19 protein-coding genes are annotated in these 23062 nt (G+C 43.1%); 6 read left to right on the top strand and 13 right to left on the bottom strand.

Translation table 11 applies throughout. The annotated features are described in order from the left end of the window. Nucleotides 1-48: 48 nt before the first annotated feature. From greA to A0128_RS05785, 5 genes are all read right to left on the bottom strand, one after another. On the bottom strand, nucleotides 49-2826 hold the full coding sequence (gene greA, locus A0128_RS05805) for a transcription elongation factor GreA (protein ID WP_069606640.1): 2778 nt from the start codon (nucleotides 2824-2826) through the stop codon (nucleotides 49-51). A 211-nt stretch (nucleotides 2827-3037) separates the two neighbouring features. Next, the gene (flaA1, locus tag A0128_RS05800; RefSeq protein WP_069609149.1) at nucleotides 3038-3985 is read right to left on the bottom strand and encodes a flagellar filament outer layer protein FlaA1; all 948 of its coding nucleotides are present in this window, start codon (nucleotides 3983-3985) and stop codon (nucleotides 3038-3040) included. Nucleotides 3986-4007: 22 nt separating this feature from the next. Continuing rightward, the gene (gene flaA2 / locus A0128_RS05795; protein WP_069606639.1) at nucleotides 4008-4727 is read right to left on the bottom strand and encodes a flagellar filament outer layer protein FlaA2; all 720 of its coding nucleotides are present in this window, start codon (nucleotides 4725-4727) and stop codon (nucleotides 4008-4010) included. A 285-nt stretch (nucleotides 4728-5012) separates the two neighbouring features. After that, nucleotides 5013-5849, bottom strand: a complete 837-nt coding sequence (locus A0128_RS05790) for a hypothetical protein (RefSeq protein ID WP_069606638.1) — start codon at nucleotides 5847-5849, stop codon at nucleotides 5013-5015. Between the two features lie 4 nt (nucleotides 5850-5853). After that, the gene (locus A0128_RS05785; protein WP_245667232.1) at nucleotides 5854-6882 is read right to left on the bottom strand and encodes an LIC10775 family protein; all 1029 of its coding nucleotides are present in this window, start codon (nucleotides 6880-6882) and stop codon (nucleotides 5854-5856) included. Nucleotides 6883-7411: 529 nt separating this feature from the next. Between A0128_RS05785 and A0128_RS05775 the strand changes: the two genes are divergently transcribed. Beyond that, nucleotides 7412-9028 carry a lactonase family protein gene (locus A0128_RS05775; protein ID WP_069606635.1) on the top strand — a complete coding sequence of 539 codons (1617 nt, stop codon included), beginning with the start codon at nucleotides 7412-7414 and terminating at the stop codon, nucleotides 9026-9028. A gap of 128 nt (nucleotides 9029-9156) precedes the next feature. After that, a complete protein-coding gene (locus A0128_RS22440) occupies nucleotides 9157-9291 on the top strand; it encodes a hypothetical protein (RefSeq protein WP_282433221.1) in 135 nt (44 codons plus the stop codon). 196 nt (nucleotides 9292-9487) lie between these two features. Here A0128_RS22440 and A0128_RS05770 read toward each other — a convergent pair whose 3' ends face one another. From A0128_RS05770 to A0128_RS05745, 5 genes are all read right to left on the bottom strand, one after another. Continuing rightward, nucleotides 9488-10414, bottom strand: a complete 927-nt coding sequence (locus A0128_RS05770) for a CPBP family intramembrane glutamic endopeptidase (protein ID WP_069606634.1) — start codon at nucleotides 10412-10414, stop codon at nucleotides 9488-9490. A gap of 1 nt (nucleotide 10415) precedes the next feature. After that, entirely contained in the window at nucleotides 10416-11147 is a 732-nt protein-coding gene (locus tag A0128_RS05765; protein WP_069606633.1) for a hypothetical protein, read from the bottom strand. Between the two features lie 161 nt (nucleotides 11148-11308). After that, nucleotides 11309-11698: a hypothetical protein gene (locus A0128_RS05760; RefSeq protein WP_069606632.1), complete on the bottom strand. Its 390-nt coding sequence runs from the start codon at nucleotides 11696-11698 to the stop codon at nucleotides 11309-11311. A gap of 157 nt (nucleotides 11699-11855) precedes the next feature. Further along, complete coding sequence (radA, locus tag A0128_RS05750) at nucleotides 11856-13235, bottom strand: DNA repair protein RadA (RefSeq protein WP_069606630.1); 1380 nt, start codon at nucleotides 13233-13235, stop codon at nucleotides 11856-11858. Then, the gene (locus A0128_RS05745; RefSeq protein ID WP_069606629.1) at nucleotides 13232-13870 is read right to left on the bottom strand and encodes a ribonuclease D; all 639 of its coding nucleotides are present in this window, start codon (nucleotides 13868-13870) and stop codon (nucleotides 13232-13234) included. Before A0128_RS05745 ends, radA begins: the two co-directional genes overlap by 4 nt. Nucleotides 13871-13995: 125 nt before the next feature. On the opposite strand from A0128_RS05745, the gene A0128_RS05740 reads away from it, so the two are divergent. From A0128_RS05740 to A0128_RS05730, 3 genes are all read left to right on the top strand, one after another. After that, nucleotides 13996-15936, top strand: coding sequence for a glycoside hydrolase family 36 protein (locus A0128_RS05740; protein WP_069606628.1), 1941 nt, complete (start codon nucleotides 13996-13998; stop codon nucleotides 15934-15936). Between the two features lie 63 nt (nucleotides 15937-15999). After that, entirely contained in the window at nucleotides 16000-16485 is a 486-nt protein-coding gene (locus tag A0128_RS05735) for a putative lipoprotein (protein WP_069606627.1), read from the top strand. A 20-nt stretch (nucleotides 16486-16505) separates the two neighbouring features. Continuing rightward, nucleotides 16506-18320 carry a hypothetical protein gene (locus A0128_RS05730; RefSeq protein ID WP_245667231.1) on the top strand — a complete coding sequence of 605 codons (1815 nt, stop codon included), beginning with the start codon at nucleotides 16506-16508 and terminating at the stop codon, nucleotides 18318-18320. Between the two features lie 181 nt (nucleotides 18321-18501). Here A0128_RS05730 and A0128_RS05720 read toward each other — a convergent pair whose 3' ends face one another. From A0128_RS05720 to A0128_RS05710, 3 genes are read right to left on the bottom strand one after another with little or no spacing between them, the layout of a single operon-like run. Beyond that, the gene (locus tag A0128_RS05720) at nucleotides 18502-19611 is read right to left on the bottom strand and encodes a SpoIIE family protein phosphatase (protein ID WP_069606625.1); all 1110 of its coding nucleotides are present in this window, start codon (nucleotides 19609-19611) and stop codon (nucleotides 18502-18504) included. A gap of 1 nt (nucleotide 19612) precedes the next feature. Next, nucleotides 19613-20428, bottom strand: a complete 816-nt coding sequence (locus A0128_RS05715; RefSeq protein WP_069606624.1) for a hypothetical protein — start codon at nucleotides 20426-20428, stop codon at nucleotides 19613-19615. 4 nt (nucleotides 20429-20432) lie between these two features. Then, nucleotides 20433-21338 (bottom strand): histone deacetylase family protein, encoded by a 906-nt coding sequence (locus A0128_RS05710; protein ID WP_156781778.1) that lies wholly within the window; start codon nucleotides 21336-21338, stop codon nucleotides 20433-20435. Nucleotides 21339-21441: 103 nt separating this feature from the next. On the opposite strand from A0128_RS05710, the gene pyk reads away from it, so the two are divergent. After that, nucleotides 21442-22869 (top strand): pyruvate kinase, encoded by a 1428-nt coding sequence (gene pyk / locus A0128_RS05705; protein WP_069606623.1) that lies wholly within the window; start codon nucleotides 21442-21444, stop codon nucleotides 22867-22869. The last annotated feature ends 193 nt before the right edge of the window (nucleotides 22870-23062 follow it).

Here is a 23062-nt window from a genome sequence, read left to right as displayed (position 1 = left end):
GAATCGCACAGGCAATTCGGGATTTTCACATTCAAAAATTTGAATATTTCAATCTTCTTGATTGAGGTTTGATCGTCCGATATCAAGAACGGTAAACTTGGTTTCCGCACCGGTGAGGTTTAGAACCGCAGAGTCGCCCACTTTCTTATTAAGAAGCGATTTAGCCAACGGAGACTGATAACTGATAATGTGTTTTTCAGTATCCGCGTCCCAAGCGCCGAGAATGGAATAGGTAACGATTTCGCCCGTAGACTCGTTTTTCATCTTCACCGTTGCGCCGATATTGATCTTATCGGTTTTGACGTTGGTAAGATCCAAGATGATCGCGCTCTTGATTTCAGCTTCCAGTCTTTTGATAGCGGCTTGCAGCTGAACTTGTTTCTCCATAGCGGCCTTGTATTCCGCGTTTTCTCGCAAGTCCCCTCTTTCCTGAGCCTCTCCGATATCTTTGGAGTTTTCCGGCATCTCGACGTTGAGTAAATGTTCGAATTCGTCTTTCTTACGATTGAGAGCTCGTCTTGTAACCAGAATCGCGCCTTCAGGAATTCTCGTGAGAATATCGTCTTCTTCTTCGTCCTCATCCTCGTCTTCTTCCCAAGCGACGTCGGGTTTCAACTCAATGATCAGTGCGTAGAGACGATCCTTTTCGAGATCGGTAAAGTATGGAACTTCTTTGTAAAGTGCGAAAAGTTTACGGATGTATTCGGAATCTCCTCCGTGAATCGCTTCTTTAAGAACCTCGTCTTCGTTTCCGTGTAGGATTTCCTTACACGCATTTTTGAGTTTGGTTCCTTTGTCTTCGATCTTCGCAAGAGGTTTGAACATACGGAAAACTCTGAGAATCAGATCCAGACGTTCTTCTTGTTTCGCAGCCGCCAACCATTCTCCTTCCCAAATTTTGGTAAGAATGGATTTTGCAATCCAGATAAAAACTTCCGGAACTTCTTTCGCTCTCGTAGCCGAAGATTTGATAAACGCATTGAGAAGATCGAATTTCCCCTCTTCTTCCAAGATAGAGAAAATGTATTTGTTTACCTTGATCGGAACTTCAAAAAGAATTCCGGTAAGAATTTCGTCAGGATTTTTTGCGTGTTTACGAAGAAGGTTTACATAACCTTTTTTGATTTCTACGTTTCCGATCTTTGTGGAAATTTCAACAAGAGCTGCAGTAGGAAGCGACTTGATGAGCTCCGCGATCTTTGCTTCGGTGATATGACGGGGAATCTCTTCGTCTCCGAGTTCTTCGGAAGCCGCTTGAAGATACAAATAAGCGACTAACTTACGAACCGGATCCGCGGCTTCTTCTTCCTCGAAGTAAAAGTGATTAAAAGCTTCGATCGCACCTTCGGCATCCTCTCGGTTGTCCAGGGCTTCCATAGCGATATCGAGTTTTTTGTTTACGTCGGCTTGGTGAGTGAATTTTTCAGAAAGTTCTTCGGAAAGAGAAATCGCTTTCTCTCTGTAGACGAGTTCGTCTTTTTTCTTAGGATCAAAACCGATGTTCGGTTCTTTTTTGATTACGTTCTTTGCTTTGTTCCACCACTTAGACCATTCCGCTAAGGGTAAGAATTTTCCGGAGACTTCCGATTTGATGTCCGCGGTCACCATTCGGTTGTCAAAAGAAGTTAAGAGTTCCTTGAAAAAGTCGGGGATATTGTTTTTGAAAAGATCAACGATATCCTCTTTGTTTTCGTAAAACTTCACCCAGATATGATCTTTTTTCAGAGGTTTTAAGCTCGTAATCGCCATCTGAATGGAAAGTTTATGATCCTTCTTGTCTTTGAAATCGACGAAGATAGAATCTCCGTTAGGCGAAATCGAAGTGATCTTACCCACTCCCCAGTTTCTATGAAGAACGTAGTTATTGGTGTCGAATACGATGTTTCTTTCGAAGTTTGCAATGCAGACCTTGATCGGTTTGCGGTTGTTTCCGATCTCGGACATCTTGAGAAAATCTTCCAAGAGAGAATGATTTGCATACTTCGCTTTGTAAGCGCGGATGAGTTCGTTTCTTGCTTTGTTGGAAGAAGCTTCGTGTTCGAGAATCTTCTTTAAAAGATAGATGACCTTGTCCCAGTCTTCGAGTTGTTTGTAAGGCTCAACGATCGGATAAAGATAACCGACGAGTCTTGTTCTCTCTCTGTGACCGAGCATGATTCTTTCAATTCTTTCGAAAAATTGAATATCTTCGTGGTTGTTACTTACGATGATCGGCCAAATCTCTTCCAGTTGAGGATAATCTTTTGTCTTAGCAAAAGTTTCAATCGCCTGTTTGAGATAAGTGATCGCTCTTTCTTTGTTTTCGTCTAAGATCGAAAGAGCGTATTTTTTTAGAATTTCGGGATTCTTACGATCGTGTTTCGCAAGTTTTTCGAGAACTACTTTGAGTTCTTTATTCTTCTTTAATTTTTCCAGGGCTTCCGCTTTGTATTTCAGAGCGAGTCTTTGGTCCCCGTATTTTAGAATTTGATCGGTAATGTGCTCGATGATCGCCCATTTACCCGCAACTTTAAAAGATTCTAATAGATTTTTTAATAAACCGGAATCGCTGATCTCTCCTCTTTCCAAGGAAAGGATCCCAAGCAGATAACGCGCGGAAATACTGTCCTCGTGTTCGGCAAGATACTCTTCTATTTTTTGTTTTGCTTCGTCTATTTTTCCGGCAGACTTGTAAAATTCGATGAGATCGTCGAAAATCTTGAACTTGGAAGCTGGAATTGAATTCGCATCCGTGCGAACATAAATTTCTTCGTTGAAAAGAGATGTCAGCTTATCCAGATCGCTGGCCGGTCTGGATTCCGTAGTTGCTGATATTTCGTTAGACATAGGATACTCCACCGATTGAGTCTCGGCTTGATGAAAATTGGGACGTTTGGGGTAAAATTCCTCTCTGACAGCCCTGTATTTATCAATTATAGCTAAGTTGGCTTATCCGTAAACCAGAATTTAAAGAGAGGAGGATTTCCCGGCAAAGCCGTCGTTTTGACCGTGCCGAGAGGAAGAAACGGGATTTTAGAGCATCCCGTTGATGAAAGTCTTACTTATTCGCGTTGCCGCCGCCACTACATTCCTTATCCACTTTTGTTTTGAGCATCTTATCGAGTTTGTGTTTGCTCTTGCAATCCTCGTCATCGAAGTCGATGGAAGCTCCGTCAAAGTGAACTTCAAACACGTCGGAAAGAACTCGAAGCTCGTCAAAGAAAAGATAAACGGTTTCACCGCTTGTATCAGGGCGAGAACGAATCTTAAACTGTTTGAAGACGATCGTCTTCACTTGAGGATAAGAATTCACGTCCTGTGGAACTCCTTGTGGAATGGAAACGGTAAGTGGTCTCCATCCGATAAAATCCAGAGATCCGAACTGAAGGATATGAGTATCTCCTTTCCAGTCTTCGATCCAACCTTCAAGATTGTATTCGTTTCCTCTTCCGCAAACCCAAACCGAGATCGCTTTACTCACGCCGGGAAATTCTACGCCGTAGATTTTAGAAACCTTTCTTTGGTTGTTAGCATCCAGATACGCTTTTGTACGAAGCACTTCGTATTCCGGAACTCTCGGAGGACGAATCGTTACCGCATTCTCTCCTGGAAAAGTAAATTGGAATTTTATCCCGAGAACTTTCGCAGTTCCGGAATCCACGTTTTTGATATCTCCCGGTTTTCCGGAAATCAATTTCACTTCTCGAAGTGCTTGAGCGTTTTGAGCAGTTGCTTGGTACGCTTGTTGTTGTCCGTTTTGCGGTGGCTGCGTATCCTTATCTGTCATTACTTCCCAACCATACGCCGCACTGGAAGCCGGGTTATCCCAGGATTCTACGGTGATGGACCTGAGTTCCATTCCGCTTACGTCGATTCCGGTTGCAGTATCGAGTCCGCGTTTGCCTTTGATGATGTTTTGTCCGTTCACCATTCCCAGAAGAATTGCTCCTCCGAGAATAGTTGTTAGGATCGCTGTAATTTTGAACGAGTTCATGAATCTTCCCATACCTGCTTCCTTTCTCCGAAAATTACCAGTTATCTTTAATTTCAGATCCGGGATACTTCGCATCAGATTTATCGGCGCGAATTTCCAAATCATCCACATAAAAGTAGAATTGTCCGCCCACTTCGTGCACGTCGCTTACCGCGAACAAAGAAACGAAGTGAAGATTCTTATCAAGAAGAGCGAATCTTGTGCTTTGAGGAACGTAACCCGGAATCGTCGCAGTCAGTTTTCTCCAACCGAAATAATCCAATCTTCCCAAGCGAACGTTATGAGTATTTCCTCTGTAGTCTCTCAGTTTTGCAAAGAGAGTGTGACGGAATTTTCTTCCCAGAGCCCAAATCGAAAGCTGACGAGCTTTTCCTTTTACGATATACTCGTGAGGAGGAAACACTTCCACTCTGTCAAAACCTCTGTTGGTATAATGAGTTTTGACTCCGAGGATGTGATTCTTTTCGATCTGATCTCCGCCGTTATCAGGGACGGTATTCTCGTCGAATACGTCTCTCATCAAACCGCGTTGAACCATTTTGAGAACCTTGGTTTCCCCAAGAGGAGTCGTTGACTTAGCTCTCCAGTCTTCGGCCTCTTCGAAATTCTCGAGAATGAGTTTCTCAAGAGGGTCTGGGGCCGCGCCTGTTTGCTGATTTCCACCAGCCTGATTGTTTCCGGTCTGCTGGCTATAGACACCTGGTACAGCAAGAATGCAGAGCAGTCCGGCAAGTAAGATGATCTTCTTCCTCATGAGAATTTCTCCTGGTTACAAAATACGAAAATAAAAAATCGTTTAGAGACTTAGGTCCGATTCTTTTAACTGCTTCACGATCCGTAAAGGAAAGAGAAGCGCCGAGCCATCACGAGGATCCGAATCGCCTTTATATTCCATTCTTTGAATTCTTTCAAAGGTATCACGGAAGAAAGGGAAAATCTGATTCTACTACCCGTCTCTGTATAAATATCGGAAGATAAAGGATCAAAATTAGCAAACGAAAAAGTTTTTTAGGGAATTGAAGATTTTTTTCTTCCCGTATTATTTCCCTTTTCCGAAGAATTTACCCAGAAATATGCAGACAAACCAGGAATAATTTAGGAAGAAAAGCCCCGAAAGCCCGTAAAGTCCCGCTCGAACCAGCTTTTTTTCCGGGTCGGCTATGGGGCGAAAGATGGTTGGACGGTCTCCAATCGGAAACTTATAGATCTTACCTGCTTCTTGCACTGCGAGTTTATAGTAGGTGTATAAGGAATGATTCTTGAGATTTTCCCCCCAAAAGAAGACGGAATCCCCCCATTGGCAGTTCGGAAGTTCCATTCTTTCACAAGCTACCCAGACATGGATCGGATCTCCCTCTTTCCAACTCGTGGAAACGAGAGGAGCTACGTGAAAGTAAATCGTCTTCGTCGGCTTAGACGATATTTTACCCTTTCCGGTTTTCCCGGATCTAGAAGAGACATAGTTGGTAAGAATTTTCACACCACGGAAAACAAGAATTCGATCGTTACCGAGTTCCGTGTTCTCGATCAGGTCCGTATTTTTTCCCATAGGAATTCCCAAGAAGAATCCTATGCTATGACTGATATAAAGCGAGGAAACTCCCGCCGAAAGAAGACTCAAAAATAATGCGACATACAATAAATTTCCAAAACGGGAACTCAAACGGATTACGAGAAAAAGAAGCGGAAGAAAGAGAAAAAGAAGCAAGGCCGCGGTGACCAAAACGGATCCGTAGATTCCCAGTGGAATAAAAAGAAGAGCCATTCCGTCCACGAGACAAAAGCCCACGAAAAGAAGTTTCCAGTGAGAATTTTGTGAAGGAGGGCCAGGAGGCTGTGGAGTTCGATCTCCGGATTTTACCAAAGCTAAAATCATATCTTCATTCTACGGTTAACTTTTGGTTCAATTGTAACCAGTGTTGCCTGACCTGGTCGATCTGTTTTTCCGGACCGGAGACCGAAAACAGAAGTCCTCGATTCTCCCGTAAATAATATTTTTCCAAAACCACCATAGGAACTTGTCTTCCATCCGGATGAATCCAGTTAAAGCGGGATACATAGGCGTCCTCTTCTTTTTTTCTTCGAAAGTTCATTTCCTTGATCGTTCGGGGATTGATTCCACGTTTGAGATCCCAGAGTTGAAAGTAATTCTTAGAAGTATATACCGCGGCGACCGGATGATAAGACAATCCGATCGTAAATAAAATTCGATCCGGTTTGTATTGGAGAAATTTTTGAGACTGGGACTGATAAACCTTTTCCCATTCTTCTAGATTGAGATCGGTAGGTAAGGTTTTATAAAATCGGCGAACCTTCCAGAGATGATCCTCCTCTACTCCGCTCTCGGGAGATTCGAGTTCGGGAAAGTAGTGTTTCCAATCCGCGGTTGTTTCCAATGAAAAACGAAAGGGAGCGCTTTCAATTTTTAGAATATTCTTTTTGGAACATCCGTAAGGATCCGTGAGATCGGAAACTTCCTTATTTTTATGAGCCATGTGTTTCGTCATTCGACTCAATTCTTCCGTCGCAGTTTGATATCCTTCGGGAACTAGTTTTCCGAACTGAATCCGATAACAAAGTCCGATTCCTTTTAATAAACGAATTGCAGAATACGGTTCTCCGTGTTCCGCCAACGCGACGGCTTCGCTTCTGTGAACGTCAAGTTCGGAGACGTCCGGAAAAACTTCTTTGTAATCGCGATCGATGAGAAACTCCACTCTTCCGTCTTTGTAGAATCTGTAGTTCCTTCCGTGGAGATCCGTCTTCCATACAAAATGGGAGTTCGGTCGAAAGAGTTTCATCACTCGATTGTAAAGGACCTCTTCCTTCTTTTCCTGATCCTCATACCAGGAACCTCGAAGTAATGAATCCGTTTGTGAAAACAAAGAAAGGTTCCCCAAGAGAAACAAAAAAAAGAGAACATGTTGAAAGAACGACGCCACGAGTGATTAGATTTCATTCTCTTTCTTTTTAGTCATTCAACTTTCTTGAAAGATGGAAACGTTTCCGTCTCGCCTTCCACTTCTTTTCCAACGATGGATTTGATTTTAGAGTTCGGGTTTTCGAATCCAAAGTGAATCCTTATGAAACTGGGATTTTTAGAAAGACTTCTTCGAAGATTTCGAAAGTTAAATCCTCCGATTTGTTCCGACAAAAATTTTATCGAAAAAAGGTTGCAATCGGACTTAAAGTCCGTTCGAGATACAATTTCGGAAGAATCCGACGTCTTCGAAAGTCCAAGTCGATAAACAAAACTGAATTCTTATCCGAACCTTTGTAACAAAATATCAACCACAGACAAAACAATCGGTAGTTTAAAAACAAATTAGGATTTCCTAATTTTCTATCGATACTTCATTTATAAGTTACAATTTTTCATTCGGTTCGAAAAAGCCCGATCCTCTTGACAGCGTGTTTTTCAATTTTAAGGCTTGAAGGATGGAAAAAAATTATTGTCCGAGTTTCAAAGACCGACTCGAACCCGTTCGAAAGCGAGCGTCCTTGTTTACAAAAAAAGGATTTCGAAAAAAGAATTCTTCCTCTATTTCATTCTTCCTTTTTTATTCTTGTTTTCTTTTTCTTTTTTTATTCCTGATAGACTGTGATCCGTTACCGTATCAAAACACTTGTGATCCTTTTAACAAGGACTTCAATACGATTTTTATGATCAAAGCGGCTCTCAATGATAAGACCGCTACCTGCGGACTTGGAAGAAAGGTCAGCGCCAATCTAAAGGTGATCGACACGAGTCCTGTGGAAGGAGCTTCCTCGGTTGTAAGGGGATCCGTAATTCAATTTTCGTTCAGCGAATTGATGGACGCCAGTAGTTTAACCGTTCAGTCAAGCGCGGGGGTTTGTTCCGGCTCCATCCAAATCAGTTCGGATAATTTTGCTTCTTGTATCGGCGGATCCATCAACTTTATCACAAATCCCAAAATTCAAATCGTTCCGTCAAAGATCCTCGGCGGAGGCGTCAACTATAAGATAAGAGTTACAACGGACGTTCTCAATTCTTCCGGAGAAAGTATGGCTAACGTCTACACTTCGGAGACCGGATTTTTTACAAACGGCTCTTGGGCCTACGTTACCAATGCGACGACGGGCGATATCTGGATGTTTACGATCGATCCGGCAACCGGTGTTCTGATCAACAACACACCGGCAACGATCGCAGCCGCCTCAAGTCCCATTTCTTTGGCGGTCCATCCTTCCGGAAAATTTCTTTACTGCGCCAATCAGGGATCCGGATCGATCTATTACTATTCGATCGACTCAACGACAGGAAACTTAACCTTAATCAATGCGATTGGGGCGGCGGATGTGACAAGTTTCAAAATCCATCCATCCGGAAATTTTGCATTCGCAACCGCGGCGAATCCCACGAACGTTATTTATGAATATAGAATCGATCCTCTCACCGGAGCCCTCACTCCAAACACGGTATCTCAGATATTGGCGCTCGGAAATCCAAGAGACATTACGATCGATCCGACCGGTAAATACGCGTTCGCAACTTTGTATACAAGCGGAAACGTGAATAGTTACTCGATCGATTCTTCAGGATTATTGAATGCGATTTCGATTACACCGGGAAGTATAAATCCAGCCGGTATCAACATGGATCCTTCGGGTCGATTTCTCTATTGGGCTAATAATACCGGAAATACGGTCAGTATTTTTCAAATGGATTCCCTCGGTGTACTCACGTTAGCCGGAGCTTTCAGCACGAACACTGCGCCTTGGAGCATTCACTTCGATCCGAAGGGAAGAATCGCCTACGTCGCAAACAACGCCTCGGCGACAACAAACGTAAGCATCGGCTTGTTAGATCCGATAACAGGTCTTCTCACCCCGGTCGGAGGTCCCCTCACACCAAGTCTCGGCACCAGAAACTTCGTCGTGGACCCGAGCGGAAAATACGCCTATTCGACCGAATCTTCGGGGAACATCGTCTACATGTATAGGATTATCGACTCGAGCGGAAACCTGAGCTTTAACACTCCCGCATTCACCGGGGTCGGAGCTACGGGCGGTTACGCGATCGAAATCTACTGAAAGTTTTTTTGGAGTTTCAACAAGAATCGCGTATTATAAAATCCTAATTTCTCGTGTGAGTTCCTACAAATTAAGTCTCATAGGAAATTCTGTAAGAATTCAAACCGGTCCTTGACACCCGAAAAAGTATGAGTTCCTACATTTTAGCAAATCACCTACTTCAAGAATCTACGGGGAACCATTATAAAATCCTAATTTCTCGTGTGAGTTCCTACAAATTAAGTCTCATGGAGGATTCCGTAAGAATTCAAATCGGTCCTTGACTCCCGAAAAAGTATGAGTTCCTACATTTTAGAAAATCACCTACTTCAAGAATCTAAGAGGAATAAATTAAAAAATTCTAATTTTCTGTGCGAGTTCCTACATTTTAAAAATGCAGAGGAAGCTCCGGATATTTTAGAATATTCTAAAATTCAGATTTTCTTTTGAACAAAAAGTCCTTCTCCGGTTTTTTTCGGATCAGAAAGTCCCTCTTGCGAAATGAGCCAGAACTTCCATAGTAGCCGCCACGCCCAAATGAACTATGATACCACCCAGAATGGATCCGCTTCGATAGGATAGAATTCCGAGAATCCATCCTCCGAAAAAAGAGCCGAAGGCCTCTCCAAACGGTTTATTGAAATGTAAAAAACAATACGTCATCGCCATGGGAAGTATCGAACCCTTTCCTAAATATTTCACCAAAGGATAAATCATAAATCCTCTGAAAAATAATTCGAGTGCGATGAAGTTGGTCAGATAGAAAATCTCAAATAGGCTGAAGGTCCAGTAAGGTGAAATTCCTAAGAATTGAGAGGCAGCCGTGTCGTAATACCGAGGATATACTTTTAAAAAAACGGCGGAGCCGGATGCAAAAAAGACAATCGGCATCATCAAGAGCAAAAGAATCCAATAAGGCATAAAATCGGTCTTTGTATTCAATCCCAGAGATACTTCCGGTTTTTTGATTAGATAGTAAACAAAGGGAAGTATTAAATAAATAAAGGAGTTGATTCCATAGTTCAAACAAAGAAGAGAAAGATACCGTAATTCTTCAGGCAAAAAACCGAATAGGTTCAGATCTTCGAAACGAACCGAACTGATAAAAATCAAAGTCATCCAAATAGAAAAAACTAGCAAAAGAAATTCTTTTCTTCTTAATAGATCACCTCGTTTGTAGGCGAACATATAGGAACCGAAACCGGCGAACAAAGACAGACCATAAAAGAAAAAGTGAAACACATAAATCGCAAACGTCCCTTTCCACATTTTTGTAAACGTAGGCCGGATCTGAAACGTATAGTTCAATAACAGACAAACGAATACGAAAAGAATTGAAAAGACAAAATGGCCGTATCGAATGTCTTCGCGAAAATATTCGTAAATATACCCGAGGAGCTTTTTCAATTTATTTCATACTCTTAAAACGTTTCAAAAGTTCGTCGGAAAATTCCCGAATCGCCTTCTCTTTGCTTTCGGCGACGATCGAGTATTCGTCGATCCATCCGTACGGTCTTGTCGAGGATGAAGAGGCTTCCGATTCCGTCGTGAGATAAAGATATTCGTTTCTTACGTCCCAAAGTGTTCCTTCGAAAGTAAAAGTAGATTCTCCATGCGAGCCCGGGACGATCCAAATTCCGAGAATCGTCGCGTAGAGTAAACTTAAGATATTCGGTTTTTGTTCGTAACGCGGGGTCGACTTGATGACTAAAACCGCATCCGCACCGTAACGAGACGCGAGAATTCTAATTTTTTTGATTCCATCCAAGGTTCTTGTTCTGTTCGGATAATAATTTTTAAAACGGCTCTCCTCTCTTTCGGAATCCAAGTCATAGACCGAAGCGGAAATAAGAAACATCTGTGATACGATTTTCTCAGCTTTTAAATTTTCTTCGCTCGTAAGAATTGCGGATTTATTCTTTGCATCGATTCTGTAATTGGATCCTTCCGGATCCAAAAAATAAACGCCCACACGAAACGGAAGACGAAGCTGAGGTTTGAGAGAAAGATAGTGTTTGATTTCCTCGGAATCGATTACGATTTTATTCGGATTGACTTCCGGTAAGGGGCCGCGGTCATAACCGGTGCTCGCACATCCGATCTGTAATGAGAATAATAGAATCCAGATATTTTTTTTCATAAGATTTCCAGCTCCTTGGTTCAACTTGTATATCCTTGTTTTGTGTTTCGTAGGACAATTTGATAGAATTCTTTTTTGTGAGAGTTCCTACATCGTTTTTTCGAAACAACCTTTGTGAGAGTTCCTACATCGTTTTTTCGAAACAACCTTTGTGAGAGTTCCTACATCGTTTTTTCGAAACAACCTTTGTGAGAGTTCCTACATCGTTTTTTCGAAACAACCTTTGTGAGAGTTCCCACATTGTTTTTTCGAAGCAACCTTTGTGAGAGTTCCCACATTGTTTTTTCGAAGCAACCTTTGTGAGAGTTCCCACATTGTTTTTTCGAAGCAACCTTTGTGAGAGTTCCCACATTGTTTTTTCGAAGCAACCTTTGTGAGAGTTCCCACATTGTTTTTTCGAAACAACCTTTGTGAGAGTTCCCACATTGTTTTTTCGAATCAACTTTTGTGAGAGTTCCCACATCGTTTTTCGAAACAACCTTTGTGAGAGTTCCTACATCGTTTTTCGAAGCAACCTTTGTGAGAGTTCCTACATTGTTTTTTCGAATCAACCTCATTCCAAAAATAAAAAAAGAATCCAGATCGTTCGTTTGTAGTAATTACGACAAACGAACCTTGATTTTTTTTTACTTGAAATCGGACTTCAAGTCCGCATCAAAGATGCTCGGCAAAATCCGCCTTCATTACAAAGCTTCTCTCACAGGGAAGTCAATTCGCACCGGGGAATAGAGAACGCAAATCGTTTAAGGAACGAATCCCTTGGATTTGAATGTCCAGACTCTTATCGATCTCGCTTACGTTTCCTTCGGGAACGATCACCTTCTTCATACCGACACCGGCGAGTTCCTTGATTCTTAAACTCGCCTGGCCGATACTCCGGACTTCACCGGAAAGACCCACTTCTCCCAAAACACAGGTTCCTTTCGGAAGAGGTTGATCGAGATAACTCGAGATGATCGAAGTGCAGATCGCAAGATCGAGCGCGGGTTCGTCTGCGTCGAGGCCTCCCGCGAGATTGCTGAATATATCACATTCTCCTAATTTAAGTTTGAGATACTTTTCAATCACGGCCGCGAGTAAAATCAAACGGCGCGTATCCGGACCTTCCGCCATTCTTCTCGCTTGTGAAAAACCGGACTTGCTCACGAGAGCTTGGACTTCCACGGTCAAAGCGCGGCTCCCTTCTAGAACGGCGCTGATTACGGAACCGCTTCTCTCTTCGGCTCCCGTGCTGATAAAAACCTGATTTCGATCTCCGACTTCTCTGAGACCACCGGAAAACATTTCAAAGATCGCTAGATCTCCGACCGCGCCGAAACGATTTTTCACAGCGCGCAACAAACGATAGTAATTGAGACGATCTCCTTCAAAATAAAGAACCGTGTCCACGAGATGTTCTAAAACTTTCGGACCCGCGATCGCACCTTCCTTTGTGATATGACCCGTCATCAAAATCGGAATCCCCGATCTCTTCGCGGTCTCAAGCAACACTTGAGTACATTCTCTGAGTTGTGTAACGGTTCCCGCTTGGTTCGGAAGGGCTTCTCTCGCGATCGTCTGAATCGAATCCACAAAAACAACGGCGGGTCTTTCTCCTTCGATCATCGCCGAAATATTTTCGGCGTAGGTTTCCGAAGTAAGAAAGAGATTCGAAGAACGAATCCCCATTCTTTCGGCGCGCATCCGAATCTGAGCCGGAGATTCTTCTCCCGAAATATAAAGAACTTTTTTGTTAGAGCTTGTCAGATTGCGGGAAACTTCCAGAACCAACGTGGACTTCCCGACTCCGGGTTCTCCACCGATCAAGGTTAAGGAACCGGGAACGAGTCCTCCTCCCAAAACGAGATCGAGTTCTTTCAAACCCGTTCCCATTCTTTTGAGAGATTCTTCTTCCACCTTATCGAGAGAAATGGGTTCCTTATACGATTTATTCTTCTGAGAATTTCCGTTCGAAGCGGCGAATCTTTCCCCGCCAACCTCTTCCACGATCGTATTCCAGTTTCCGCAGGACTCGCACTTTCCGGCCCAGCGAGCGTAGTCCTGACCACAAGACTGACAGACAAAGTTTCGAGTGAGTTTCTTTTTCAATGTTCGAAAAGCGCGGGCATCTCAAGCCAATCGATCTGGTTGAATACGGGAAGACAACGAAACGCGTCTCTTGCCAAAGATTCTCTTCCTTCCCTCACGAGAATTTCAGTGAGCTTTTGTTCGAGAGAAATCAGATACTTCACGTCGCCGCTTGCGTAGTCCACTTGGTCTTTGGTAAGAATTTTTTTACCCCAGTCGGAGGATTGATTCTTTTTGTCCAAGGTCTCGTCATAAAATTCCCGGATGAGATCTTTGAGTCCGTGTTTGTCCGTATATGTCCTCGCAAGTTTACTCGCGATCTTCGTGCAAAAAACATTTTGCATCGCGATTCCTAAACGATAACGAAGGAAGAGAGTATCCATTCTTGCGAAGTGAAAAATTTTTACGATCTCGGGATTTTCGAATAAGGACTTGAGATGCGGAGCTTCTTTTTGATCCGGAAGAATCTGAACCAAACTCACGTTATTGGAAGAATCGCAGATCTGAACCACGCAGAGTCTGTCTCTTCTCGGATTGAGTCCCATCATCTCGCAGTCGACGGCCAAACGATCGTCGGCCAGATATTCTTCGAATCTTTTTTGTGTCAGATCCCCGGGAAAAAGCTCCGGTTTTATAGTTGAACGTTTTGGAGGCATAATTTCATAATAATCCGTACCGCGTGGTTTCGGGAACCAAAAATACAAAACAAGGCCGCTGGAATTTTAGAAAAGTTCCCTCTTAAAAAAACAAAAGGCGAGCTGAAAGCGATAGAACAACAAAAATGAGAGCCATATTAAACTACAAAGTCTATGAAGACACCTTCGTTTCCTCTTTTGAATTTTCAGGAAAAGAACTGAAGAGCAAGAGCGATTGCGGAAACTTCTCCCTTGCCCTCGGTTATAAAAAAACGGGAAAGAACAGCGTTTACAAACCGACTCTCGAATGGATCGGAGAACTCCGTCCCAAAGCGGGAACCGAAATTCTCACCTTGGAAATCGAACTTCCTCCGCATTCGCTTACCGAACCTAAAATCTTTCAGCACGGATATCAGTCTTGGAGTCTTACCGGAGTTCATTCTCTGAGCGAAATCGACGAATCCCCTCGTCTCGAATTTCTTCAATACACGGAGGAGAATATCTACACAAAACATTCCGGAGTGAGCGGCGACTGGCACAGCGAAGGAATGATTCTTCTCGTATCCTCTTCCAAGGATCCGCATTATTTCGCGGGCGCAACCGGGCCCGGAGATCAAGGAATCAAGTTCCGAGCGCTTTCTGCGGAAAGAAAACAGGAACTCGAAGACGAAAAGAAAAAATCCTGGTTTCCATCTTCGGGAGTTTCTTTGATCTACGATTTTTATCGTTACGAAGATTTCAGAGGAAATAAACTTTCTCTGACTCCGATCAGCGTTGTTCGTTTTTCAACGAGCCCGGAAGCCTATCTCAAAAAGTATTTTAGCGAATTAGGAAAAGCTCATAAAGTAAAACTCTCTTCGACTCAGGTTCCTACCGGATGGTGTTCTTGGTATCACTACTACACCAAAATTTCGGAAAAGATCATCTTGAAGAATCTGGCGCTCGTGAAGGAGAAAAAACTTCCGATTCAATTCTTCCAAATCGACGACGGTTATCAAAAAGAAATCGGAGACTGGCTTACCACGAACGACAAATTCCCCGGAGGAATGCGTCTTTTAGCGGAAGAAATCCGAAGAGAAAAACTCACTCCCGGACTTTGGCTCGCTCCCTTTTTGGTACGGAAAAAATCCGAATTCTTTCAAAAGTATCCGGAAGCAGTATTAAAAGACCGAGACGGAAAACCCGTCCCTGCTCTCTGGAATCCGGTCTGGGGAATGGACTACACATATTGTATCGACGTCACCCACCCGACTTCACGCGACTTCTTAGAAAACGTGTTTCGAACTCTTGTAAAAGAACAAGGATATCCTTATCTCAAATTGGATTTTTTGTTCGCTGCCTTGCTCCCGGGATGGACGTATGATCGAGGAGTCTCGCCTCACAAACGTTATGCGGACACGATTCGTTTTATCAGAAAGGTCGTAGGCAAGGACGTCTTTCTTTTAGGATGTGGTGCGCCGATCTATCCTTCGATCGGACTTTTTGACGCGATGAGAATCAGTTGCGACGTAGCTCCTTTCTGGGGAAGAGAAAAGAAAAGAATTATTATCAAAGACAAACACGCACTCTGCACAGAAAGAGCCCTGATCAACGACATTACGCGGGCGTCCATGCACAGAAATTTATGGTACAACGATCCGGATTGTCTTCTCGTAAGAGAAAGTAAAAATCAGATGACTCCCGCTCAGACTCAGTTCATGGCGAGCGTGATGGCTGTGAGCGGAGGAATGATTCTTGTGAGCGACGACCTCGCCTTGATCGGAGAAGAAAGACTTTCTCTTTTGAAAAAAACCTTGGAACTCGGAGCGAAGTGCAGAAGCAAAACTCCGATTCCAGTAGGAATCACTTCCGGTCTATTTCCTCCGGCTCTTTATAATCCGGCAGGCTTTTTAGGAATTTGGAATCCGACCGAAGAAGAAAACACGATCGAAATCCAAGCTCCCTTCGCGACCAAACAAAAGCAGTTTCCCGATTTCTGGACGGGGAAGGTTCCGGAGTCGCTCGAGTTTTCTCCAAAAACAGGAATTCTCAAATTGAAACTCCCCGCGTTCGGATCTGTAATTTTACAAACGGGAAAAGTTGTTTGACTGGAATTCAATCCCGGATAAAATTCCAACCGAAAAAACAAACCACACGGAGACTCCAATCTGATGAAACGCACTCAAAAACAACTTATGGCATTGGTATTAGGCCTTTTCATACTCAGCTTCAATCACTGTTTTATTTCTGAATCGATTTCTGCAGGAATCAACTCACTCAGCAAGTCCTCGGATTCTTTACAAAGTCTTTCCGGTTCGATCAAAGCGATCTCCGGTTCCGTAAGTTCCATCTTCTCTTCTTCTTCAAGCGACGATGAGAAAAAAGAAAAAGCTTATTTAAAAGACGTTCGCGATCTTACTGCGATGCACGTAGAAAACGGATTTCAAGAAATCGAATTCAAAAACGATCTCACGACCCTCGCTCTTCAAAACGGACTAACAAACTGGAAGTCGTTGCGCGTAACGTATCTCGGAATCGGAAGCGGGTTGAAAAAAGCCGGAGTGAGCGACGAAAGATTTCAAACCTTCGTGCAAGGATTAGGAACATCCAAACCTGAAATCGTAGAATCCATCCAAAAAGGATTTACTCAGCTCTGAGATTTTTTTTCCTCTTGTCGATAGCCCTGCTCTTTCCGGCGGGGCTTCGTTCCACGCCCACCACAGCCGACTTTATTTACGTAGACGCAAACACCGGACAATCGAGCGGAGGACATACCGGAATCCGAGTCGGGAACAAAGTCTATCACTACCAATATTTTCCGGACGATATATTTCATCTTGTGAGAGAATCTTACGATGACTTCGCATTCAGTTATAATATTCTTTCCAATCGAACGAGCGTCCTCACTCGACTGGATTGGAACTCGAAAGAAATTTCAATCTTAGAATCCGGACTCAACCACCTTTATCTCGTTCAGTTCAAACACTTGCAGAACTGGGAAATTCTCAAAAAAGAATCTAAGTTCTTCGAGGAATTGAATTCTCCGGAAAAAAAAATCGGACTTCGAGCGACTGCCTACTTTACGAATAAACAAAATTCTAAAATTACAAAGGATCTAAAAAAAGAATTGGAATCCCGATTCGGAAAACTTTTTCTTTTTGAATTGGAGAATCGCCTCAAAGAAGAAGTTCTTTCTTCGGAGAACGGACTTTCCGAAGTTCGTTTTCCTTCCCTGCCGGAAAGAATGGCCGCGGATCGGTTTCCTTTTTTTTCGCAAGGACCGTATTTAAAAATCCGTGATACACTCGAAGGGATTTTACTCTGTCAGATTCTAAAAGAAGAATGGGGTTTAAACTCTGAACTTCTGATCGACGATCCGAAAAAAGCTCTTTCCGAAAAAGAAATCGAACTCTTAAAAACTTTCTTTCAAAGACAAAAAGAATCTCTCTTGCAAATCCTGGAGGAAAAAGATCCGGGTTGGGCGTTTAGCGCGTTAGTCGCTCTTGGAAGGATGCAGGCGATTCAACAAAGTTTAGAATCGGGTTTTCCGATTTTTCTTTCCAGTTTTCCGGAAGATTCTCCGTTGATCTACAAAGAAGCCGCGCGAGATCAAGAAGCGGTACGGCATATCAGCGGAGAAACTTCTTCGATCGTCTCTTTGGCTCGAGAAAAAATTTCCAATCTAAACTCCATTACGGAAAAAGAATATCAGATCTGGGAAGACGCGACCAATCGTGCTTTCGAACTCCAGGAAGGCCTTGCCAATGCGATTCCAGTCAGAATGGCCGCGGGAAAACTCATTCCACAAAGAGAAAATTATTTTTTGATTCCGATGTTTCTTCCGGAAAATTCTAAGCTCCGGGAATATTCGAAAATTTCCAGAGAAAGAGAATCGGAATATCACTCTCGTTTGAAAAAACTCTATCCGTTTCATCTTCTTTCCGAGAATTGTACGACTGAAATTCTACGGAGTGTTCAAACCAATTTTGATACAAAGGAACAATCCTTTCCGGGAGAAAAAATCAAACTTCTACTTTCGCCTTCGCTCATTCCTTTTTACGCTTCCTACTCCGTTTCCAAACGGTGGAAAAACTCCGGTGATACGATCTTTCTTTCGTATCGGAGAAAAAAACTCGAAGAGGTTTTAAGAAACAAACCCGGACTCAAAACACTCTTAAAAGAATCCTTTACACAAACTTCCTCGCTTTATAAATCCAATCGAGAAGATCATTTTTTTCCTCTTTTTACGGACGACGTCTTCTGGGCACGACCTCTCTATGGAATCGTAAATTTTTCCGCCGGAGTGGGCTTGACCGCGGCTGGAATCTTCAGTCTTCCACTCGACAAGGGAGAACGTCTGCAAAAGGGATTTCAATCCGCCTTTTTTAGTTTGCCTGAATTCATTTTTTTTAATATTCGAAAAGGAACATTCCCTTACGTAGAAATGAAAGACTTACCGAAAGAACTCTATCAGTTTCAAGAAGAAGATTGATCGATATCGAACCAAACCAAACCGCGCCTTGGAACATCCCCCGCTGAAGTAAACCGAAATTTCCACCGAATATTTGGTCCGACAAAGGATAAACTTCCGTAAAAGTATGAGTTCCTACTTTTCAAATTTTTAGAAAAACACGAATCACACTTTCTAAATTCGAAAAAAAAATCAAAACGGTTCAAGGAATTTCCAACAGGATATACGAGGCATCGTCTCTGTATTCTCTCGCAGGAATCGCGGAACGAACATAGGTATCGAGAGAATTTTTCATTCTCTTCATTGTATCCTGACCGGATTTGTGGATTTGGTCCAACTCTGAAATCAGAGGATGGCTGAGATTATTGATGATCCCGTCCGTAAAAAGAAAGATGACATCGCCCGAACTTACCAAGACCTCATGACTTGGAAATTCAACGTTTTCCAAAATTCCCATAAGTTGTCCCGATCTTTCTTTCAGAAAAGAAAAACCTTCCTTATGAAAATGAACCGGAAACGGATGCCCGCCCCTCGCATAGACGAGTTTTTTCTCTTCCGGAAAAAGAATCACACAAGCCGCCGTCATACTATGAGTTCCGATATTCAAACAGAGTTCGAAATTCATCTTTCTAAGAATCTCCGAAGGGTTATCGGAATTCTTAAATTCTTCCCGCGCCAGGGTTGTCATCAAAAGAGCGATCAAACCCGAAGTGACTCCGTGATCCTCCACGTCCCCCAAAAGAAGTAGAATTGATTTTTCTTTTTTAAGAATTACGTTAAAATCTCCGCTCACAAAAGAAACGGGAGTGATGTCCGCTTCGACACGAAACGGAGAAAGATCCGGGATGGAAAAAATTTTTCCCTGAACCCTGGAAGCCAGGCGAAGGTCTCTCATGATCACTTCGTCTCTTAGATCCTTATCCTTTAGGATCGTATAATAATCATAAGCCCTTTGAATCGCGATCTGCACGGTCTGGATGGAGAATGGTTTGAGAAGAAAGTCACTCGCCTTGTTGGTCAAGGAAGTTACTACATTGTTGATGTCGCGTTCTCCGGTCATCATGATGACCTGAGTTTTAGATTCTAAATTCTTAAAGTAAGGAAGTATTTCGAGTCCGCTGTTTCCGGGCATGTGAATATCCAGAAAGACGATCGGATTGAGTTCCTTTTCGAAATACTGTTTTCCCTGTTCTACGGAATCAAAAAATACGCTCTGGTAACCCAGCTTTGTAAGAATGAGCTCCAGCGTCTCGCCAACGTCTCTATCGTCGTCGAGAATGATAATTTCCGGTCTTAGGGAAAATTCTGCCATATTAGACTTTCCTTATGTAATGGGTCCCTGAAACAATCTTTTTCACTTTTTTATAATATTCTTCGTCGAAAAGCGTCGATTCAAGATAAGTATTGATGCAAGAGACCATCTCTCCATACTTCCAGATATAAACGTCTCCGGTTGCGGAATCACAGATTTTTTCCCCGTGAATTTCGTTGCTGAGTTCTCTCAAGTTGGTCCTGCTAAAAGACTGAAGGATCGCACGAAACTTTCCTTCTTTCTCCGGATCCACAAACTGAAACGATTTGTGAAATAGAACCGCATCGTGAAAGTATTCCGGAATATTAAAAGCTCCGTATGCACCCATTTTAGTAGCAAGGATTCGAATAAAACCGGTGATCTCGTTCATCACGCTGAGGCCAGGATATTCTTGACCTTGATGGAGCTTCTTTTTAACATTCATCGTTTTTGCTTTTAGGTTCTGAGTCAGGAGCCAGTCAATATAAACGAGCTTGTAGGATTGATCCAGCTTTTTAAACTGAAAGTCTGAAAATTTTAAACGCATGTGAACCAAGATCCCGCCCGAGGGATCTTTGATGTAAATCCGATTGTCCATATCGGAAATCCCGTCTAGGGTAATCTGAAAATCGGAATATCCTCTCGCCTCAAGAATCCGAAACATTCCCGCTTCTTCCATCATGACTCTTACTTCTTCGATGGTAAATCGATTGAAGAGACTGTTTTCGATTCCAAGAGAAGTCTGAAATTCGCGGGAGATGTCGATCATCCCGAGTTCTTGACCGTCCAAAAAACCGGGATTGCCCTTATTTTTATCCGAATCGGAGAAGATTCCCATAACGTTAATCGGCCGCAAATACCTTGATCGTATTGTAGTGAATCGTCACCGTATCGTGGAAGTCCTTTGCGTATCCGCCGGCAGGAAGAATCACGGTAGGAGCATTGACGCGAAGTGCGAAGTCTTTGACGATCTTATCTCTCTTTCTCAAACCTTGGAAGGTAAGTTTAAGATCTCCTAAAGAATCTCCTTCAAAAGGATCCGCGCCCGCGATATAAAAGATAAGATCCGGTTGAAAGGAAGAAGAAATTTTGTTTAGAGATTCTTCCAAAAGGTCGTGATACTTTTTATCATCGGTTCCTTCCGCAAGGGCTATGTCCATTCCGGACTTTTCTTTTTTGGGATAGAGGTTTTCCTGGTGCATGGAAAACGTAAACACGTTCGGATCGTTTTGAAAGACCACAGAATTCCCGTTTCCTTGATGTAGATCCAGATCGATAAAGAGAACTTTTTTACCGGGATGTTCTTTTAGAAATAATTTGCCTGCGATCGCGGCGTCGTTCAGATAACAAAAACCTTCCGCACGATCGGGCATACTGTGGTGAAATCCACCGCCGATATGATAGACAAATCTATACTTTCGAGTGAGTTCCATAGCGAGAATCGTTCCTCCGACCGCGAGCACAAAACTTTGGACGATTTGTTTTGTAAGAGGAAGTTCGGAGTACTGAGTTCTTTCTGTGAGTTTGAGAGAAAAAAAATCTTTTAAGAATTCTTTTGTATGGACCAGAGCCAATTCTTTATCTTTGGCCGGACCCGGTTTGTGAACATAGAGATCCGCGAGTTTAGGATCTTGTTTTACGAGATTATAAACCATCTGGTATTTCCTTGCCGGAAATACGTGGGGACCCAGATCCATGTTATAATCCGGATGATAAACCAAACCAATTCGTTCTAACTGCTTCTCCAAGGAGAGGACGCCTATTTTTGGTTCATTCTATTTTCGTCTTTCCGTTCGTAAAGAGGAAATATTCGCTGGAACAAGGGAAGGCATTTCTTTACAATTGCCGTTCATGAAAACCCTAAACGGGAAAAAAACCAAAATCGTTTGCACCATCGGCCCGGCTTCCTCTTCGGAAGAGACCATATTCTCCATTCTCAAGGCCGGAATGGACATCGCGCGAATGAACTTTTCACACGGAACTCATGAATCGCATAAAAGAGTTTACGAAACTCTTCGAAAATGTGAGCAAATATCCGGGTTTCCACTCGGAATCATGGCCGATCTCCAAGGCCCAAAAATCAGAACTGGAAAATTAAAACTCAACTCCATTCTACTCCATAAGGACCAGGAAATCAAAATTGTCCCCGACGCGGAACTCCAAGGAGACGAGGAGACAATCGGTTGTACGTATCCGAATCTGATCCACGACATCAAAGAAGGAGACAAGATTCTCATCGATGACGGGAAGCTCGTTCTCAAAGTCATTTCCAAAACTTCGGACTCCGCTATGTTAAAAGTGATCGTGGGAGGAATTCTCTGGAGCAACAAAGGAATCAATCTTCCGGGAACTCCGATCTCCGCGCCCGCGTTATCCGAAAAGGACATAGACGATCTCAAGTTTGCACTCGCATTGGGCGTGGACTACGTTGCTCTCAGCTTTGTTCGAACCGGAGCCGATCTGGAATTAGCCAGATCTCTTCTGGAAGGAACTTACACGGGCCTCATCGCAAAAATCGAAAGACCCGAAGCGATCGGAAACATAGACGAGATCATAGAACGCGCTGACGGAATCATGATCGCGAGAGGAGATCTCGGCGTTGAGATCGAAACGGAGAAAGTTCCGATTCTTCAAAAAGAATTGATCTACAAACTCAACCAAGCCGGCAAACCCGTAATCACCGCGACTCAGATGTTGGAATCGATGATAGAAAATCCAAGACCGACACGCGCGGAAGCAAGCGACGTTGCAAACGCGGTGATGGATGGAACGGACGCTGTGATGTTGTCAGCGGAATCCGCGAGCGGCCACTACCCCGTCGAATCCGTGGAGATCATGGCAAAGATCATTCAAGAAACCGAAACCATCGATCATATCTATGAGATTCATTGGAACATCAAGAAGACGTTTTTGGAATCGGAAAGGACCGCGCTTGGAAACGCCGCGAGAGAAATCGCGCACGGGATTCATGCAAAGGCGATCGTTAACTTTACGAGAAGCGGTTACTCCGCTTTGATCACTTCGGAGATGAGACCGAAGGTTCCGATCTATTCCTTTACTCCGTTTCCAACTACGGCGAGAAAGATGAAACTCTACAGAGGTGTGATTCCTTTTGTGATGCCGTTCTTCACAAGGCTCGAAGATATGATCGCTTATATGAATCAAAAACTCAAAGAAGACGAGTTTCTTTTTCCGGGGGACAAGGTTGTGATTCTTTCCGGCGCTCCGGGAACCAGCGTTCGGAGCGTGGACTTTTTACAGATCTATAAGATCCATTGATCTTAAAAAAAACGTCCTTCCCTCTAAAGTTTTTCTTTTTAAGAATCTTGTGGAGGCGGTTTTTTCCGTGATTTTAACGCAAACGGACTTAAAGCCCGTTTGCAAGCCTTTTTCTAAAAAGCCTGGCTCGTCGGAACTCCTACAAAAATCTTTTTTGTTTCTAAAAAATCTTTTTTAAGAGAGAATATTCAAA

This window comes from Leptospira tipperaryensis (assembly GCF_001729245.1).
Taxonomy (GTDB): domain Bacteria; phylum Spirochaetota; class Leptospiria; order Leptospirales; family Leptospiraceae; genus Leptospira; species Leptospira tipperaryensis.
This window is presented reverse-complemented; position numbering and strand designations above follow the sequence as displayed.

Excerpts from the sequence above, each read along its gene's own strand:
- greA (WP_069606640.1), bottom strand. The coding sequence starts at position 2,826 with ATGTCTAACGAAATATCAGCAACTACGGAATCCAGACCGGCCAGCGAT.
- flaA1 (WP_069609149.1), bottom strand. The coding sequence starts at position 3,985 with ATGGGAAGATTCATGAACTCGTTCAAAATTACAGCGATCCTAACAACT.
- flaA2 (WP_069606639.1), bottom strand. The coding sequence starts at position 4,727 with ATGAGGAAGAAGATCATCTTACTTGCCGGACTGCTCTGCATTCTTGCT.
- A0128_RS05790 (WP_069606638.1), bottom strand. The coding sequence starts at position 5,849 with ATGATTTTAGCTTTGGTAAAATCCGGAGATCGAACTCCACAGCCTCCT.
- A0128_RS05775 (WP_069606635.1), top strand. The coding sequence starts at position 7,412 with ATGGAAAAAAATTATTGTCCGAGTTTCAAAGACCGACTCGAACCCGTT.
- A0128_RS22440 (WP_282433221.1), top strand. The coding sequence starts at position 9,157 with ATGAGTTCCTACATTTTAGCAAATCACCTACTTCAAGAATCTACGGGG.
- A0128_RS05765 (WP_069606633.1), bottom strand. The coding sequence starts at position 11,147 with ATGAAAAAAAATATCTGGATTCTATTATTCTCATTACAGATCGGATGT.
- A0128_RS05745 (WP_069606629.1), bottom strand. The coding sequence starts at position 13,870 with ATGCCTCCAAAACGTTCAACTATAAAACCGGAGCTTTTTCCCGGGGAT.
- A0128_RS05740 (WP_069606628.1), top strand. The coding sequence starts at position 13,996 with ATGAGAGCCATATTAAACTACAAAGTCTATGAAGACACCTTCGTTTCC.
- A0128_RS05735 (WP_069606627.1), top strand. The coding sequence starts at position 16,000 with ATGAAACGCACTCAAAAACAACTTATGGCATTGGTATTAGGCCTTTTC.
- A0128_RS05720 (WP_069606625.1), bottom strand. The coding sequence starts at position 19,611 with ATGGCAGAATTTTCCCTAAGACCGGAAATTATCATTCTCGACGACGAT.
- A0128_RS05715 (WP_069606624.1), bottom strand. The coding sequence starts at position 20,428 with ATGGGAATCTTCTCCGATTCGGATAAAAATAAGGGCAATCCCGGTTTT.
- pyk (WP_069606623.1), top strand. The coding sequence starts at position 21,442 with ATGAAAACCCTAAACGGGAAAAAAACCAAAATCGTTTGCACCATCGGC.